Source organism: Mechercharimyces mesophilus (genome assembly GCF_059818345.1).
Window position 1 is genome coordinate 106982 of the sequence record NZ_JCBAPH010000001.1, and the last position, 16734, is coordinate 123715.

General features: G+C 46.0%; 14 protein-coding genes and 1 other annotated feature. Of the genes, 7 read left to right on the forward strand and 7 right to left on the reverse strand.

What is annotated here, in order from left to right:
• Window positions 1–149: 149 nt before the first annotated feature.
• Window positions 150–1871 carry an acetate--CoA ligase gene (gene acsA, locus AC6RGY_RS00655; protein ID WP_499858867.1) on the forward strand — a complete coding sequence of 574 codons (1722 nt, stop codon included), beginning with the start codon at window positions 150–152 and terminating at the stop codon, window positions 1869–1871.
• 139 nt (window positions 1872–2010) lie between these two features.
• Here acsA and AC6RGY_RS00660 read toward each other — a convergent pair whose 3' ends face one another.
• Window positions 2011–4491, reverse strand: a complete 2481-nt coding sequence (locus tag AC6RGY_RS00660; RefSeq protein ID WP_499858868.1) for a transglycosylase domain-containing protein — start codon at window positions 4489–4491, stop codon at window positions 2011–2013.
• A 371-nt stretch (window positions 4492–4862) separates the two neighbouring features.
• Window positions 4863–5092: a binding site (T-box leader), on the forward strand.
• A gap of 49 nt (window positions 5093–5141) precedes the next feature.
• Here AC6RGY_RS00660 and tyrS point away from each other — a divergent pair.
• Entirely contained in the window at window positions 5142–6398 is a 1257-nt protein-coding gene (gene tyrS / locus AC6RGY_RS00665) for a tyrosine--tRNA ligase (RefSeq protein ID WP_499858870.1), read from the forward strand.
• A gap of 226 nt (window positions 6399–6624) precedes the next feature.
• On the opposite strand, the gene AC6RGY_RS00670 is transcribed toward tyrS, so the two are convergent.
• The 4 genes from AC6RGY_RS00670 to AC6RGY_RS00685 all read right to left on the reverse strand — a co-directional run bounded on the left by AC6RGY_RS00670 (window position 6625) and on the right by AC6RGY_RS00685 (window position 10407).
• Window positions 6625–8151, reverse strand: a complete 1527-nt coding sequence (locus AC6RGY_RS00670; RefSeq protein ID WP_499858872.1) for an aldehyde dehydrogenase family protein — start codon at window positions 8149–8151, stop codon at window positions 6625–6627.
• Between the two features lie 117 nt (window positions 8152–8268).
• Entirely contained in the window at window positions 8269–8868 is a 600-nt protein-coding gene (gene rpsD, locus AC6RGY_RS00675; RefSeq protein WP_499858875.1) for a 30S ribosomal protein S4, read from the reverse strand.
• Between the two features lie 227 nt (window positions 8869–9095).
• Window positions 9096–9773, reverse strand: coding sequence for a tRNA (guanosine(46)-N7)-methyltransferase TrmB (trmB, locus tag AC6RGY_RS00680; RefSeq protein WP_499858877.1), 678 nt, complete (start codon window positions 9771–9773; stop codon window positions 9096–9098).
• Window positions 9774–9825: 52 nt separating this feature from the next.
• Window positions 9826–10407 carry a GNAT family N-acetyltransferase gene (locus AC6RGY_RS00685; protein ID WP_499858879.1) on the reverse strand — a complete coding sequence of 194 codons (582 nt, stop codon included), beginning with the start codon at window positions 10405–10407 and terminating at the stop codon, window positions 9826–9828.
• A gap of 432 nt (window positions 10408–10839) precedes the next feature.
• On the opposite strand from AC6RGY_RS00685, the gene AC6RGY_RS00690 reads away from it, so the two are divergent.
• Window positions 10840–12051 carry a hypothetical protein gene (locus AC6RGY_RS00690; RefSeq protein ID WP_499858880.1) on the forward strand — a complete coding sequence of 404 codons (1212 nt, stop codon included), beginning with the start codon at window positions 10840–10842 and terminating at the stop codon, window positions 12049–12051.
• A gap of 116 nt (window positions 12052–12167) precedes the next feature.
• On the opposite strand, the gene AC6RGY_RS00695 is transcribed toward AC6RGY_RS00690, so the two are convergent.
• Window positions 12168–13691, reverse strand: a complete 1524-nt coding sequence (locus AC6RGY_RS00695; RefSeq protein WP_499858881.1) for an MDR family MFS transporter — start codon at window positions 13689–13691, stop codon at window positions 12168–12170.
• 226 nt (window positions 13692–13917) lie between these two features.
• On the opposite strand from AC6RGY_RS00695, the gene AC6RGY_RS00700 reads away from it, so the two are divergent.
• From AC6RGY_RS00700 to AC6RGY_RS00710, 3 genes are all read left to right on the forward strand, one after another.
• Window positions 13918–14571, forward strand: a complete 654-nt coding sequence (locus AC6RGY_RS00700; RefSeq protein WP_499858882.1) for a class I SAM-dependent DNA methyltransferase — start codon at window positions 13918–13920, stop codon at window positions 14569–14571.
• Between the two features lie 243 nt (window positions 14572–14814).
• Window positions 14815–15291: a PaaI family thioesterase gene (locus tag AC6RGY_RS00705; protein WP_499858883.1), complete on the forward strand. Its 477-nt coding sequence runs from the start codon at window positions 14815–14817 to the stop codon at window positions 15289–15291.
• 7 nt (window positions 15292–15298) lie between these two features.
• Complete coding sequence (locus tag AC6RGY_RS00710) at window positions 15299–15724, forward strand: NUDIX hydrolase (RefSeq protein WP_499858884.1); 426 nt, start codon at window positions 15299–15301, stop codon at window positions 15722–15724.
• A 107-nt stretch (window positions 15725–15831) separates the two neighbouring features.
• Here the strand turns inward: AC6RGY_RS00710 and AC6RGY_RS00715 are convergent, their stop codons facing one another.
• Window positions 15832–16329 carry a GAF domain-containing protein gene (locus tag AC6RGY_RS00715; RefSeq protein ID WP_499858887.1) on the reverse strand — a complete coding sequence of 166 codons (498 nt, stop codon included), beginning with the start codon at window positions 16327–16329 and terminating at the stop codon, window positions 15832–15834.
• A 205-nt stretch (window positions 16330–16534) separates the two neighbouring features.
• Between AC6RGY_RS00715 and AC6RGY_RS00720 the strand changes: the two genes are divergently transcribed.
• Window positions 16535–16711: a hypothetical protein gene (locus AC6RGY_RS00720; protein ID WP_499858888.1), complete on the forward strand. Its 177-nt coding sequence runs from the start codon at window positions 16535–16537 to the stop codon at window positions 16709–16711.
• Window positions 16712–16734: the final 23 nt, after the last annotated feature.

The window sequence follows — 16734 nt, forward strand, 5'->3', positions numbered from 1 at the left end:
TTGGCGAGATGAAGGGGGAGGGAATGATCGTTGACTAATCTCCTCCCTCCTGTTTCTTGTTGCAACTTCATTAGACTGAATAATTTTGTTTGTCGGAACCTATGCTATAATGAAGCTAAATCTGTACCTGAAGAGAAGGAGAGGATGTAATGCAGACGAACGAACAGATTGAGATCGTGACGGAAGGCAATCAATTATCAGATTATGAAAAAACATATACCTCTTTTGATTGGCGTGAATCGGAAGAGTTTTTCAGCTGGTCTAAGACAGGGAACGTGAATGCGGCATATGAAGCCATTGATCGCCATGTAGACGAGGGAGATGGAGAGCGAGTTGCGCTCTTCTATAGTGATGCAGAACGTGAGGAATCCTATACTTTCGCTCGAATGAAAGAAAGCTCCAACCGAGCGGGGAGCATTTTTCGTGAACATGGAATAAAGAAGGGTGACCGTCTTTTTATCTATATGCCTCGCTCACCAGAGCTCTATTTTAGTTTTCTAGGAGCAATAAAAATCGGTGCCATTGTAGGTCCCCTCTTTGAAGCATTTATGGAAGAAGCGGTTCGGGACCGGTTACAAGATAGTGAGGCGATTGCTTTGGTGACTACGCCCACTCTGTTATCGCGGGTCCCATTAGCCGAGTTACCTGCTTTAAAGCACGTTTTCGTTGTGGATGAAACGGGAGAAGGAGTATCATCCGAGCATATCGATTTTTTGCGGGAAATGAAAAGTGCGTCTCCTGAGCTTCAGATTGAATGGGTAGATCGTGAAGATGGGATGTTGCTCCACTATACTTCGGGTTCTACAGGAAAGCCAAAGGGTGTTTACCATGTACACAATGCGATGATCCAACATTATCAGACAGGCAAGTGGGTCCTTGATCTAAAGCCACAAGATGTGTATTGGTGTACAGCCGATCCAGGTTGGGTAACGGGAACTTCGTATGGGATTTTTGCTCCGTGGTTAAATGGTGTGACGAACGTGATCCGTGGAGGAAGATTTAGCCCCGACGATTGGTACGGAACCATCGAAAAATACAACGTTAAAGTATGGTATAGTGCACCGACTGCTTTCCGAATGTTGATGGGAGCAGGAAAAGAGGTTGTCGATCAATACAATATCTCTTCTCTCCGTCATGTATTGAGCGTGGGAGAGCCACTTAATCCAGAAGTGATTCGCTGGGCATTAAGGGCGTATGGCCGTCGGATTCATGATAGCTGGTGGATGACCGAGACAGGGGGGATCCTCATCTCCAACTATGCACAGATGAAAATTCGACCCGGTTCTATGGGAAAACCTTTCCCAGGGATTGAAGCGGCGATTATTGATGATGAGGGACGGGAGTTACCTCCATATGAAATGGGTAACCTTGCCATTCGCACTCCGTGGCCCTCGATGATGCGCGCGATCTGGGGGAATGAGACGAAGTATGAGGAGTATTTTCGCATTCCTGGTTGGTACGTCTCTGGTGACTCTGCTTATTGCGATGAAGAAGGGTACTTCTGGTTCCAGGGGCGCTTGGATGATGTGATTAACACTTCGGGTGAGCGCGTCGGTCCATTTGAGGTAGAGAGCAAATTGGTAGAGCATCCGGCCGTAACGGAAGCGGGTGTGATTGGGAAGCCCGATCCACTCCGTGGAGAAATCATTAAAGCGTTTATTTCACTTAAGGACGGCGTAGAGGAAACCACGGATTTGAAGGAAGAGATCCGCTTGTTTGTGAAGGAAGGATTGTCTGCGCATGCAGCTCCACGGGAAATCGAAGTAATTGAGAAGCTACCCAAGACGAGGAGCGGGAAAATTATGCGGCGCGTGTTGAAGGCATGGGAGTTGGATTTGCCGACGGGAGATTTATCTACAATGGAGGATTGATGTAGGTTCCTCCATCAGAAGGGTTCTGGATTCATCTAGCACGCTGTTTCACCAAGTAGAGACTTCATAAAAAAAGCCCTTGGCTACGGCCAAGGGCTTTTTCCTCTAGTTAAAGGATCATTCTATTTATATACGAGGATCAGGTTGGTTCCGGTTGGCTGGATGGGTCTTCTGTGGCATTTTCGGTTTCTGTCGTGTCCGAGTTCTCCGCTGTTGGAGTGGTGTTTCCGGTAGATGCGCCATCCCCGCCACCGGGGTTGTCGCCCCCATCACCAGGGCCACCGCCGTCATCTCCACCGCCCCCATCACCGGGGTTACCACCGTCATCCCCACCACCGCCATCACCGGGGTTACCGCCGTCATCCCCACCACCGCCATCACCAGGGTTACCACCGTCATCCCCGCCACCGCCGTTACCGCCTCCACCACCACTAGGAGGTCGAGGGATGGTGATATCGCCGCCATCGTCGTTACCACCATCGTTATCACCATCGTCCTCTTCGGGCTTAGGCTTTGGCTTAGCTTCAAAGGTACGATGAGGAAGCGGAGATTCGGCATCAAATCTCGATTTGGTTATGATTTCGGAGTTGGTTTCTGTCGCTGCTTTCCATAATTCGTTCCAAACATTCTTGGCGATATTTTTATTGCCATATAGTTTTTTGAATTGGTCATCATAGCCGTTCCATACACCGAGGGAGACATCTGGGCTATACCCGATAAACCAGAGATCAGTATAATCATTGGTTGTTCCTGTTTTTCCGGCTACATCGTACCCTCTCTTATTTATCGTTGTCGCCGTACCAGAGTTGATTACATCACGTAACATATCCGTTGTCCAGTAGGCAACTTGCGAAGAGAAAACTGCCTTGGGGTCTTCTGCAGATGAATCGTGACTGTAGACAATATTGCCCTCACTGTCTTCAATTCTGGAGATCAGATACGGCTCGTTAAACATCCCTTTATTTCCTAGAGTAGCATAGCCAGCTGTCATACGTTCTACCGTGAAGCCTTCAGTAAATCCACCGATGGCAGATGCTAAGTATGAAGTGTCGTTTTCCATCGGGAAGTTCATATTCTCTAGGTATTCGTGGCCTTTTTTTACTCCGATAGCGTCTAGCATTTTGATAGCAGGGATATTTCGAGAATATTTCAAATGAAAGCGAACGTCTTTGTATCCTCTGAATTCATTGTCATAATTATTAGGTGTATAAGGATCAGCTGCTGGTCCCCATACGCTACGCTCGTCATTAATGTACGATGTAGGACTGATAATCCCTTCTTGCATCGCTGGTCCATAATCTAGGATCGGCTTGATGGTAGAGCCAGGTTGGTTAGGATAGTCAAGAGCAAAGTTCCAGTTACTTTTCTCGTAATCGCGTCCGCCTACAAAAGCCAGCAGAGCACCGGTTTTATTCTCCATGAGTACAGAGCCCACTTGAAGATCATCATTTCCATACCCATCATACTCTTCGGCTGCTTTGTTGAGTGCATCATACAAGGGCTGATCAATAGTGGTGTGGACGTGATAACCTCCTGTGACCAGCTTCTCTGCTGCATCTCCCTCCAACTCATCCCGCTTTTCTGCGCTCAATTTCTCTTTATTGATTCCTTCTTTTTCGATCATGTTATCGAATAATATTTGTGTTGCTTCGGCATTGATCGCGTCATTGAGGTAGGGATAGTCTACGCGGATCGAGACGGGTTTTGGTTCCGCGAAGGAACCTTTAATGTCAAAGGCTTTGGCTTCTTCATACTCTTTCTTAGAGATTTTGCCTGTTTCATGGTACATATTATCAAGAACTTCTAGCATTCGGTTGTGACCAATTTTGAAGTTCTTCTCATTAAATTCTTCTTCACCATAGAAGGGATTATAATTATTGGGGCTTTGAATCATGCCTGCGATATAAGCCGCCTGTGCAATATTGAGATCCTTCATCTTGACGTCAAACAATCCTTCGGCAGCAGCATATACCCCCTCCAAGTTTCGTCCATCTGCACCTGGGCCAAAGAAGAGGCTATTGAGGTAAGCAGTAAGGATTTCTTCCTTGGAAAACATACGCTCCACTCGCAAAGATAGGAAAATCTCTTTCGCCTTACGCTCTTTCGTCTTATCCGTTTCTTGCAACACTTGTCTTTTGACAAGCTGTTGGGTGATGGTACTGCCTCCTGTACCTTGCGGATTATTCGTAACATCTTGATAGGTAGCGCGGGCTAATGATTGTGGATTGATACCCTCATGTTCCCAAAAGAGGCGATCCTCTGTTGCGACAAGAGCGTCAATGATGTACTCACTTACTTCATCCCATTCAACCAAGGTGCGACTGGTATTCGAATGCAACTTCCCACTTGTGCCAATGAGTGAACCGTCATGGAAATAAGCGTAACTGGTTTGACTCATTTCTCCTAGCTTCCGCTCTATCTGAGCTTTGTCCCGCACGGGCTCATCTTTCACAAGCGCTGCCACATAACCCACACCGGTACCAATGGCACCAAGTGTAATGGTGGCAATCACCACAACGAAAATAAAAAGGGAAAAAAGTGTACGACGTAAAATTTTGAGAGCACGTGCACCCTTCTTCTTTGTAGGGTTGGGTGTACTTGCTTCTGTTTCTTTCTTCACTATGGTAAACCTCCTAAAAAGCCATTATCTAAGTAGTGACTTGACGTGGGAGTTCTTTTTCTTAAGTATATGTCTTCTTTGTATTCTGATGGGTCTTCTGCTTATTAGAACATTGTAAATAAAGGATACTTATTGGAATTCATCTGTTGGATAAAGTTTATTCTTTCAAAGTGAAATAATACAAGGTTAAGACCTCCAACTAAATTGCTATGGATGTCTCCATTTATGGATTGGCAAGTCGCTCACATTTATTTTGTGAAAACAGCAACAAGGACACCGACTAAGCTTGATCTGTAAAGGCTATCTGATGTAATATTATATCATAGCTTAGGAAGCATTGGCTTTACTTTCTGCACAAAAAAGTAAACATTTTAAGCGTGAGGAAGAGGAGAAGTAGATAGGCACTAGGGTTCTGTTCAGAGAGCTGGCGGGAGGTGCAAGCCAGTAGACCGTGTCTGTTGAATTACACCTCGGAGCGTTCCACAAGCAGTGCGGTGTACGGTTTTGTGGACGGAAGAAAAAGTTCCGTTATTGAATGAAGAGAAAGGCAGCAGTGTCTGCTTTTAATAAAGGTGGTATCGCGGGTAGTCTCGTCCTTTAAGGAAGAGGCTATTTTTTAGTTTATACTGCTGATCATGAGGTGATAGAGGATGAGTGAAGAGAAGCAACAAGAGGTTTTACGAGAGGAAGAAGTAAAGCGGCAACTGGAAATCCTCCGTCGGGGGGTGGCAGAGATCATTCCGGAAGAAGAGCTAGCGACGAAGATACGCCAATCACTAAAGACGGGAAAACCTTTGAAAGCAAAGCTGGGACTGGATCCAACGGCGCCTGATCTGCATATTGGCCATACGGTTGTTTTAAATAAACTACGCCAGTTTCAAGAATTGGGGCATGTCGTACAATTGGTGATAGGTGATTTTACAGGACGAGTGGGCGATCCCACGGGCAAATCGGAGACGCGAAAGCAATTGACGGAAGACGAAGTAAAAGAGAACGCAGAAACGTATACGCGTCAGCTTTACAAAATCTTGGATCAAGAAAAGACGGAGATTCATTTTAATAGCACGTGGTTATCTCCGCTCTCTTTTAGTGATGTCGTCAAGTTGTCCGCTACGACAACGGTAGCACGCATGCTGGAGCGGGATGATTTCTCTAAACGATATAAATCGGGGCAAGCGATTAGTATCCATGAATTTTTCTATCCTTTGATGCAAGGCTATGATTCAGTGGCATTGGAAAGTGATGTGGAGTTGGGTGGAACGGATCAAACCTTTAACCTCTTGATGGGCCGTCAATTGCAACGTGAGTATGGGCAAGCGCAACAAGTGATTTTGACGATGCCTTTGCTAGAAGGGTTGGATGGCGAGAAGAAAATGGGTAAGAGCTTGGGGAATTATATTGGTATTGACGAAGCGCCACATGAAATTTATGGGAAGTCGATGTCGATTCCAGATGAACTGATGGTGAAATACTACGAGTTGACGACGGACCGCTCTTTAGAAGAGATGGATCAACTGCGTGCAGGACTCCAAGATGGATCGATTCACCCGCGTGACGCCAAAATGAACCTGGCGCAAACATTGGTACGGATGTATCACGGTGAAGCAGCAGCCATAGAAGCGGAGAAGCGCTTTCAGACCATCTTCCAAAAAGGGGCCTTGCCAGAGGATATGGATGAGGTGACTGTGGAGGCAGCATCACTAGAAGACGGGAAGATATGGATTGTCCATCTATTATCCCACTTAGGATTAGTCGCTTCCAACGGGGATGCACGCCGCATGGTGAAGCAAGGAGCCGTCAAGATCGCAGGCGAGAAGCTGACAGATGGCAATGCTCAGGTTGAAGTAGTGGATCAGATGGTGGTACAAGTAGGAAAACGGAAATTTGCTCGTGTAACGTTGCAGTAGTTTCCAATAGTTATTTTGCATACAAGGGACTATTGCCTGTTACTGGATAATGAAAATTAGTACACCGTGGATATCCACGACCATAAAAACCGACTTCTTCGTGTAGAGAAGAAGTCGGTTTTTTACGTCTTGCATAAAAAATATTCTTTTTCGAGACAATGCTCCCTATGATGATGTGTGTAGGTACTTTTCCGGTGTATCATTTAGGCGTGGCAAATCAGGTCTTTTACCGTCGTAACTGCTTCACTAGATTTTTCACTTCTTCTTTGGTGATATGAAAACGGTCGCCATAGAAGGAGCGGATTAGCGTACGAATGGCGTTTTCTCCTTCTTTGGTATAGGGGTACCAATTCACTTCCCGTTTCTTCGTCCCTTTGCTTTCTACTACCGATACGGTATGAGTAAAGGCATGTAATCCTTCTTCGGCATGATAACGTCCCAGCCCACTCTGTTTTACGCCACCAAAAGGGAGATGGGGATTGGCGAAAGAAATGATTACATCGTTAATGCAAACACTCCCGCTTTCGATGTGATCGGACACGCGACGCGCTTTGGTTAAATCTTTGGACCATACGCTAGCATTTAGTCCGTAGATGGAGCGATTGGCCAGTTGGATGGCTTCTTCCTCAGAATGAAAGGGCATCGCCACCAGTACCGGTCCAAATGTTTCTTCCGTAGCGATTTTCATGGATTCGTTCACATCTACAATAATGGTTGGCTCAAAATAGAGTGAACCGGCTTCGGTTCTTTTCCCACCGCAGAGGACAGTGGCTCCTTTTGCTACTGCGTCGCGAATCTGCTCTTCTACAATTTCTACTTGGCGGGGATCTGTCATGGCTCCGATGTCCCCTTCGTGACCATTGTAAAAGGAGAGTTCTTCTGCTCTTTCACGCAAGCGAGTGAGAAAGGCGCCATAAACTTCGAATTGAATATAGAGACGCTCGACACTTATGCACGTTTGACCGGCATTGGTAAAGCCACCCCAGAGAGCGCCGTTGATTGCCCGATCGAGATCGGCATCGGCGAAGACCACCATGGGATCTTTTCCTCCCAATTCTAAGGACACCGGGATAAGGTGTTCGGCGGCGAACGACAAGATTTTCTTGCCGGTAGCCACACTTCCGGTAAAGAAAATCTTATCTGGAATGGATTCCACTAACGTTTGTCCGACGGTTTTACCACCATGAATGACTTGGACGACATGCTTGGGGAAACCACTGGCCATCAGTGCTTCCTCCATAAGGATGCCGGTTAAAGGAGTCACTTCAGATGGTTTCAGTAATACCGTGTTGCCTGCGATCAGAGCGGAGACAACAGGGATGAGGGACAATTGCAAAGGATAATTCCAGGGCGAGATGACAGCGACCGTCCCCATCGGGCGGTATTGGACTTCAGAGCGGCGTCCAAAGAGGGAGAAAGGGGTCGGTTTTTTTCTCGTTTCTAATATGGAGTGCGCCTTTTTCTCGTAATATTTGAGAAAATCGACCGTGGCAAACACTTCTGTCATGAGTGCCTCGCTTCTGGTTTTTCCGGTGTCAGCGACAATCTTATCGGCAATTTCCTCCGCATGCTGTACGAGGTAGTAACGCAACTGTTTTATATATTCGAGCCGTTGTTTGAGTGAGGTTTCTCGCCAAGCGGGGAAGGCGTTACGCGCCTGACGCATGGCTTCATGTACTTCCACATCTGTCTTCTCATGTAGCTGTCCAATCACTTCTCCTGTTGCTGGATTACTCATTTGTATGGTCCCCATATGCATCCGAATCCTCCTCTACCAAAACTTTTTCTATATTGTACCACAGGTAAGATCGATTGAAGAGATGTAAGAAAAAAACCATCCCGAAAAGGATGGTTTTTTTAGAGCGTGCTCTTAACGTGAGTAGTACTCAACGATCATACGCTCATTAATTTCAGCTGGTAGCTCGGAACGTTCCGGCAGACGGCTGAAGGTACCTTCCAATTTGTTGTTATCAAATTGGAGATACTCGGGTAGGAAGGAGCGCTCTTCAACTGCTTCTTTGATGATTTGCAGATTGCGGCTCTTTTCACGCAGACCGATGATATCCCCTGTTTTCACTTGGAAAGAGGGACGGTCTACTTTTTTACCATTAACGGTAATGTGACCATGAACCACGATCTGACGTGCTTGTGAACGGGTACGAGCAAGGCCTAAACGGTAGACCAAGTTATCAAGACGAGATTCCAAAAGGATCATGAAGTTCTCGCCGTGTACCCCTTTCATTTTGCCTGCACGGTCAAATACTTTACGGAATTGCTTCTCGTTCAAGCCGTACATAAAGCGTAGTTTTTGTTTTTCTTGCAATTGAAGCCCATATTCACTCAACTTGCGGCGTTGATTGGGGCCATGTTGCCCTGGTGCATACGGGCGCTTCATTTCTTTTCCTGTTCCCGATAGGGAAATTCCTACACGCCGGCTTAGTTTCCAGCGAGGTCCGGTGTAACGTGCCATAATTAATTTCTCCTCTCATCATTTGCAATGTGCACAAATGACAGGATCCGGTCATATTCCTAACCCGCGAAATTACAAGGTGCACTCCGGATAGCGGCGAAATGCATTGTACCTGTCACTTGGACGAGGGCGAGTTAGTGAGGGTGATTCCATCACCTATCGTTTGTTGCTATCCTCAAATTTGTTGAGCCTACAAGCAATCATTATGTCGCATATGAAAGCGAATGTCAAGAAGAGGAACTTGGAAGCGCGCAGGCTGGGGGAGGAGTGGCAAGTACATAATAAATCGGATGCCCCTGAGAAGCGAACTTTCGCTCGTACTCTGTTGGAAAGTTGGACTCAGCAAAGGGGCTGTGGTGAAGGTCTTCGCTTTTTTCTTCTATCTGAAAGCCGCATAGAGACAGTTCCTCCAGCGTAAATTGGAATAACTCTTGGTTATCGGTCTTCATGGAGAGATGACCGCTAGGATGAAGCAGCTGGGCATAGACGCGTAGGAAATTCCGATGAGAGAGGCGTCTTTTTGCATGACGTGTTTTTGGCCAGGGGTCACTGAAGTGAAGATAGAATCGGTCCACTTCATTTTCAGCAAACACTTCCTGCAACTGCTGAATATCCATCCAGAGAAAGTAGAGGTTGTCCACTTCTTCTTCACGCGTCTCCGCTTTTTGTACCGCTTGCAGTAAGGGCTCTTCAATTCGTTCCACACCAAGCCAATGGATATGTGGCTTGGCTTGACTTGCCAGGGAGAGAAATTGACCTTTCCCTGTTCCTAGCTCTATGTGCAGTGGTCTTTTTTGATGAAATAGGGAAGATGACCAGCGCCCGCGATAGGAGGTTGGTTCATTAATCAGGAGTGGATGTTGGGTTAGTAATTCTTTCGCTTTTGGATTTCTTCTTAAACGCATAAGGTTCCTCTTTTTTTCTCCTATTGTATCACTTAGCGGACGGAATTCCTACTTAGGAAGAAGACGTGAGAGAAGAACGGAAGGTGGATAAATGTGGTTCTTGCCACTCGGAGGCGAGTAAGGCAAAGATAAGTACATCATGGAAGTGGCCGTTCATATAAGCGGCTTCTCTGAGTGTGCCTTCATACTGAAACCCCAACTTAGAAGGAATGCGTTGGCTGCGTTTATTAGAGGAGGTACAGCGAATTTCGAGACGGTTCATCTGGGCATCATGTATAAGATAGTGAACGAGTCTTCGCGTTGCGGACTCCATATACCCCTTGCCCGCAAAGGAATACCCAAGCCAATAGCCGATTTCAGCCACACGGTAAAGAGGTTCTACACGTTCAACTGTAATAGAGCCGACCAGTGTGCTTTCGCGCCAGATACCGAAATGGAGTTCTTGGTTACTAGTCGCCAAGAGGGATTTTTGGATATAGGAGAGGGTATCTTGTATGGACTGCGTTTTCTCTACCCAAGGTAACCAAGGGGAAAGATGCGATCGATTTTTATGAATGAGTTTATAAAGCGGGGCAGCATGTTCCGGTATCCATTGTATTAGACGTAACTGATCATCGACGGGCAAGATGAGCATCAGGCCACCTCCTTTTTTATGAAAGTCTCCACTTAATGAAATTAAGTTTCGCTAGGTGGGAAATAAAAATAAGGGTGAAAGCTCGCCCTAAAGTTGTTGGAAGATGCCGCCCGCCCATCAACTAGGCAGCGAGAGAACATGGTGCTCCCATGTTAACTGCTTTCATCCGGGGCGTGGGTGTTGATTGAGATGTCGTATGTATTATGGGTTCATTAACCAGAAAAGTACCCTTGGAAATAACTTCATTCAGTATGAGAGGAGAGCTTTCATCCTTCAATCACCAGCAGGATCATGATTTAATCTATACAAAACATCATTTTATTAAGTGGAGCGTAGCACTAATCTTCTTTTTCATGTCATCGGTAGAAAGCATTGGACGAATTCGATAAAATAGAGAAAAACAACAGACCGACAAGATGAGAGGTGTTCATATTGCGTCGATGGATAGACAAGCTGTTCTGGGGATGCCTGATTATTGGGGTATGTGCTTGTCAAGTACAAGCCAATGATGGTGAAGATACTCCTCTAAACTCACAGAACCAACAAAGTCAAGAAAATGAACAGAATCCTTCGTTCGAACCCTATGAAGATCAGACCATTCCCCATCTTGTAGATCTCATTGCTCGTGAAGGATTCCTTGAGTATGTAAAAAAGCAACCGTACATTTTAGGGTATAGCTATGATGGTGTTTTCTTGGCCTCCATGGTGTACGGAGAAAAAGAAGAGGCTTACCGTTTGGACATCCACCATACAGGTAAGGACGAGGTTATTGCTTCGATGTATATTCCATCTTATGAATCGCTACAGGATGAGGAAGCAAATCAAGAACAAATTGAGGCGGCGCAGCAGATGGTTCACTTGGGATATCGCATTCAAATCCCTGCGCGTCCCACTACCCTCACAATAAATGACCACTATCTGTTGAACCAAGAGCAAGAAAAGAGTGAGCGGATAATCGTGAAATTGGCAGAGTCCAACCTTTCTGTTCAAGTTGACTCACAGGAATCGGCAAACGAACACTGGAAGCTATATGAACTTCCACTGCAACAAAGCACAAGGCTAAGCTCTCCTGCTTTGCTTAGCTCACATGCGGATGATGGAAACAAAAGGTGGACCATGCTTTTCCCTCTATCCAATGATGAAGGGGTAAAGCAGATTCAATCCTACTCTTTCAATACGGATCGTGTACGTACTGTCTGGTCAGAAGATGATATACGAGAGCAGATGAGGATAAATTTTCAAGAAGAGGCCAACGTGATTTATCGGGGTCCGATTCTTGCGGAAAAGGAACAGTATGCTGCAGTTATTTCCATTGTAGAGGAGATCGAGCAAGAGAGCGTGACCGATTCGATTTATTATCAAGGAAGAGTGAGAGAATTCCTCATTATGGGAGCAGATGGGGAAGTGGCGGTTCGAGGGGGACGAAATGCTCTTTACGGAGATGAACATCTATTAGCTTCCTTTGATGACTGGGAAGGTTCTTATTCCATTACACTCTTACGAAGTAAAGGGATGGGTCAGGTGGATCAACTGGTGGTGGACCGACTAAATGGTCAAGGAAAGGTTGAGCGAACATTTGAATGGTTTTGGGACGAGGAACGAAAGGCATTTTTAACAGAAAGTGACCGAGAAGAAAGCCAATAGGGAAAGTTAGTCATAGGCGTAGAGAGGATTGCAAAAGCTTTAAATAGAGGATGAAGATGAAACGACAAATGGTTCGTTCATCCTCATCCTTTTGTCTTATTTAGATTTGTGATCGTTTAGGAAGGTCCTTTTTCAGCTGCAAATGATTGTGCTGTTCCCTTCGGAACAAAAAAGTAGGCAACAACGAGTGCTAATACGGTGAAGAGCGAAGCAGTAAAGAAGGTCGTATCGAGCGCATGAGCAAGGAAAGCGGATGCTTGCTCTGCTACGGTCGGCGACAAGGACGAAAGTTTATCTGAAGCTGTGATGCCTTCGGCTTGTCGCAATTGTAGAATCGTCTCTTGACTGAGCTCTGTTTGATGAGTCGAGATATAGGAATCGATTTCCTCTTTCATGCGGAAAGTCATGACGGCACCCAGGATGGAGACGCCAAAAGTCCCTCCCATCGAGCGGGAAAACATTTGTGAAGAAGTGGCGGCTCCTCGTTGTTCCGTATGAACAGCATTTTGGACGGCGATGATATAAGCGGTCATTGACATTCCTAATCCTAAACCCAAGATCAACATGGCAAGCAGTACCCATCCATACGCGGTATCAGCATTCATTTGTAAGATAAGAATGGCCGCGCCGGTAATAAGCAAAACTCCTGCCATAATGGGAGGACGATATCCTTGTTTGAGGACCCAGCGCCCACAGATAACAGACGCGATACTCCATCCCACCACTTGGGGTGTAATCGCTAGCCCTGCTAGGGTAGGGCTCTTCCCTAATACCCCTTGGACGAAGAGAGGGACAAAAGATATAGCACCAAACATCCCCATCCCAGTCAAAAAAGCACTTAGGTTGCTGGAGGCGATCATGCGGTTACGAAATAAAGAGATCGGAATGAAGGGAGAGGAGACTCTCCGTTCCCAATGAATAAAGCCGATAAATAATAGGACCCCTGCGACTAACATGGCCCACGCCCATGGATACGAAAAACCTTTATTCCCGAGCATCAACATGGAGAAGAGCAAACCGACGGCGGTGAGTGAGAACAAGGTAGCCCCGGTGTAGTCAATTCGTTCTGCTGAACGCTCTTCTTTACGGGGCAAGAAGAGAAAGAGTATCGTGATGATGATGAGTCCAAGTGGGAGGTTAAACCAAAAGAGCCACCTCCAAGAAAGGTGCTCAACCGTCCATCCACCTAGAAAAGGTCCCGTGATGGCAGCCAGTCCCCACATGGAAGAGAACCAACCTTGGACGCGTGCGCGTAGTTCAAACGGGAAGATATCCCCCACGATGGTGATGGCAATGGGGAGTACACCTCCAGCACCTAGCCCTTGAAGTGCTCGGAAAAAGACCAATTGTGACATGGTTTGTGCCAACCCACAGAGGGCAGAACCCGAAATAAAGAGAGCGATGGCGACAATAAAGACGGGTTTTCGTCCATAGTGATCGGCTAGCTTTCCATATATCGGTACGGTGGTCGTGTTCGTAAGCATATAGGCAGAAAACACCCAGCTGTATAGTGAGATCCCACCTAAGTGACCCACCACGGTGGGCATGGCTGCATTGACGATGGTTACCTCGATGGCAGCTAAAAACATGGCCAGCATCAGTGCGCCTGTAATGATGGTTCTTCTCTTTTTATCCATCATTTTTGTGCCTCCTTTGCGAGCCGAATGAGAATAAGTCTATCCTACCTTATTTCGTCTCACTTGCGAAGTAGGATCAGTGGAAGGAAATAGAGCAGGAGCACGTTGGTGAAGAAGCTTTTAAAAGATGGGCTTCTTCCTTATTCTCAAGCGGTAAGCAATGTGATAAACTGTATAAATACCATAGGTATTATCGGGATTAATACGGGTTTAATTGGAGGGTTTATCAATGTCGGGACAGCCACGCTTTAATGATATCTTCGAAGAATGGGCCGCAAGCTATGATCATGAAATCAGCGGAGGAAATCCACACTATGAGGAAGTGTTTGCTGGATATAGTGAGATTTTAGAGACCGTCGTTCAATCCCTTGAAGCACCACTTGGGGGAACGATCATGGAGTTTGGTGTGGGAACAGGGAATCTATCTCAGGTAATCCTTTCTAAAGGGTTAAATGTCATCGGTGTAGAGCCATCGGCGCAGATGCGAAAATTGGCTGCAGAAAAAGTAACCGAAATGGATCTACGTGAAGGTCACTTCCTTTCCATTCCAGAAACGACACCAGTAGACGGAATGGTAAGTACCTACGCCTTCCATCACTTAACGGATGAGGAAAAAGATCGTGCGATTCAATCGATGGCAACACGACTGAAGCCGAATGCAAAAATCGTGTTTGCCGATACGGCTTTTCGTGATGAGCAGCATCGCCTTGCCATGATCCAAGAAGCACGTGAACGGCAGTTGACCGATTTGGCAGATGACTTGGAAAGAGAATACTACCCCACACTTCCCCGTCTGCGTCAGTCTTTCGAACAAGCGGGCTTTAACGTAACATTTAAAGAGATGAATCGCTACGTTTGGCTGATGGTTGCAGAAAGAAACTAGTTTCAAATCTGAATAGAAAATAGCAGGGACGCTCACCTGGCGTCCTTTTTTACTGTTGGTTTCTCTGGACAAGGTTACTTGTGATAATGGGGAAACCCTTTCTTTTTGTGTATAGAGGTCCCTTTTTATAAAGGAATGATTCAGTAACAGGCTGAAAGTTGCGGTTGATGCTCATGTTCGCTATGATAACCATGTAGATAATCGAAACAAACGGACTTTTAAAGAGGATAGGACGAGACAATCATGACAATAGAAGATCTACAGGCGGAGTTAAGAGACCTTACAGAAGACGAGACAAGCACGATCCATAAGCTGGTTCAAGCTATGAAGCGCACACGGGTCAGTCCCTTGGCTTACATTGAAGAAGTGATGCATTTTCGCTCCCTCGGATACGATCGAGAGAGACAAGCGTATGTCCATCAGATGCAAGTGACGGATGAATTGAAAAACCGCTATCAGATCTTACATGGTGGTATGACGAGCACGTTTATCGATACCGCGATGGGGTCTACGGTGTTTCAGGAGATTGGCTTTGACCGTCGTTCGGTAACCTTAGACTTAAATGTTCGCTTTCTAACACCTGCAACCGATGGTTTAATATCTGCTTATACCAACTTGATCAAGAAGGGAAATACAATTATAGTTGCGGAAACAAAAGTAGTGGATGAAAACGATCAGCTGATCGCATCGGCATCGGGTACCTTTTATCGATTGGGTTGATAATCATATGGAAAAAGGTTATAAAATAGCTGCTAAAGCCATTATTTTTGATGAAGAACGTGTTTTAGTTTTAACCCGTTCCCTTGCCGAAAGGAAGTCGAGTGAACACCATGGATGGGACTTTCCAGGTGGTGGGTTGGAACCAGCTGAATTACTAATGGACGGATTAGCACGCGAAGTAGAGGAAGAGACGGGTTTATCTGTGCGTGTCGCAGGACCAGCCTACATATATGATGAGGTAAAAGAGGACAAGCACTTGGTGATTATTAAATTTGCTTGTTTTGCTCCAGAAGGCGTTTTGCAATTAAGCGAAGAGCATGACGACTATGAATGGATTCCCATGGGGAAGTTGACAGAATCACCCCTCCCAGAATGGATGAAAGAAGAAATTCGACGTGCCTATCAACTTTATCGTGGTGAAAAGCCCTCTTAAAACAAAAAAGTAGGGGAAAGGTTTCCCTCGCCCCTTGTTGCAAAAGAGCACCATGCTTCCAGCCGTGCTGGCCCTGGTGCTTCTTCATGTTTCCCTCATTCACTAAGTTACGCTTTTTCCCACTGAATGCTAGAGAGTAATAGAGAAGCGAAGCCTTCAAGAAAGGACTGGTCGAGTGAATCAAACCGTCCTTTCTGAGGGCTATCGATATCGAGAACACCGATCATTTTTCCATCCAGTAATAGGGGAATAACGATTTCCGAGCGGGTTTCAGCATCGCAAGCAATGTGCCCGGGGAAAGTGGTTACATCTTCGACTCGTTGAGTCTCTTGCATGCGTGCACAAGCACCACATACTCCCTTGTCTAGCGGGATACGTACACAGGCTGGTTTTCCCATAAACGGGCCAAGCACCAGCTCATTGTCTTTGTGAAGGTAAAACCCAACCCAATTTACCTCACTTAAAAGATGATACAAGAGCGAAGCACTGTTGGAGAAGTTGGCCAACCAATCGCGTTCGCCGGTGAATAGTGCTTCTGCTTGTTGCAGAAGAAATTTATAGTTTTCTTCACGGCTACCCTGTAGTGGTTTCAATTCAAACGACATGATAGAAGTCTCCTTTTCCTTTTCCTTTTCATTGAAAGTGTTTATTTTATCATTACTCTATCTGATGGAATCCGATTTCACTAAGTGAAAAAACTATGATTTAAGATCAGGGCAATAAGCTCACCCACGCTAGATTTCATTATATGGAAAATAAAGGTGAAAGCTCACCCTAAGATTGATTGGAAGATGGGCGAGTGGCTTCTCCTTGAGAGACTCTGAGCCAAGTGATCAGGCAGCGATAGGAGATGTTGCCGTCCATCAATCAGGCATCGAGAGAACATGGTGCTCTCAGGTAGTCCACTTTCATCTGGGGCGTGTGGCACCAACCATGGTGGTTTTCTATCAAGAATCCCTATGTCATAATGGAAGAGACGAAGGATGATTGAGCTCATCCTATCATGAGCC

Bases quoted from the DNA above. Each gene is read 5' to 3' on its own strand.
- AC6RGY_RS00710 (WP_499858884.1), top strand. From the start codon at position 15,299: ATGGAAAAAGGTTATAAAATAGCTGCTAAAGCCATTATTTTTGATGAA.
- tyrS (WP_499858870.1), top strand. From the start codon at position 5,142: ATGAGTGAAGAGAAGCAACAAGAGGTTTTACGAGAGGAAGAAGTAAAG.
- rpsD (WP_499858875.1), bottom strand. From the start codon at position 8,868: ATGGCACGTTACACCGGACCTCGCTGGAAACTAAGCCGGCGTGTAGGA.
- AC6RGY_RS00670 (WP_499858872.1), bottom strand. From the start codon at position 8,151: ATGGGGACCATACAAATGAGTAATCCAGCAACAGGAGAAGTGATTGGA.
- AC6RGY_RS00685 (WP_499858879.1), bottom strand. From the start codon at position 10,407: ATGCTCATCTTGCCCGTCGATGATCAGTTACGTCTAATACAATGGATA.
- AC6RGY_RS00700 (WP_499858882.1), top strand. From the start codon at position 13,918: ATGTCGGGACAGCCACGCTTTAATGATATCTTCGAAGAATGGGCCGCA.
- trmB (WP_499858877.1), bottom strand. From the start codon at position 9,773: ATGCGTTTAAGAAGAAATCCAAAAGCGAAAGAATTACTAACCCAACAT.
- AC6RGY_RS00695 (WP_499858881.1), bottom strand. From the start codon at position 13,691: ATGATGGATAAAAAGAGAAGAACCATCATTACAGGCGCACTGATGCTG.
- AC6RGY_RS00715 (WP_499858887.1), bottom strand. From the start codon at position 16,329: ATGTCGTTTGAATTGAAACCACTACAGGGTAGCCGTGAAGAAAACTAT.
- AC6RGY_RS00705 (WP_499858883.1), top strand. From the start codon at position 14,815: ATGACAATAGAAGATCTACAGGCGGAGTTAAGAGACCTTACAGAAGAC.
- acsA (WP_499858867.1), top strand. From the start codon at position 150: ATGCAGACGAACGAACAGATTGAGATCGTGACGGAAGGCAATCAATTA.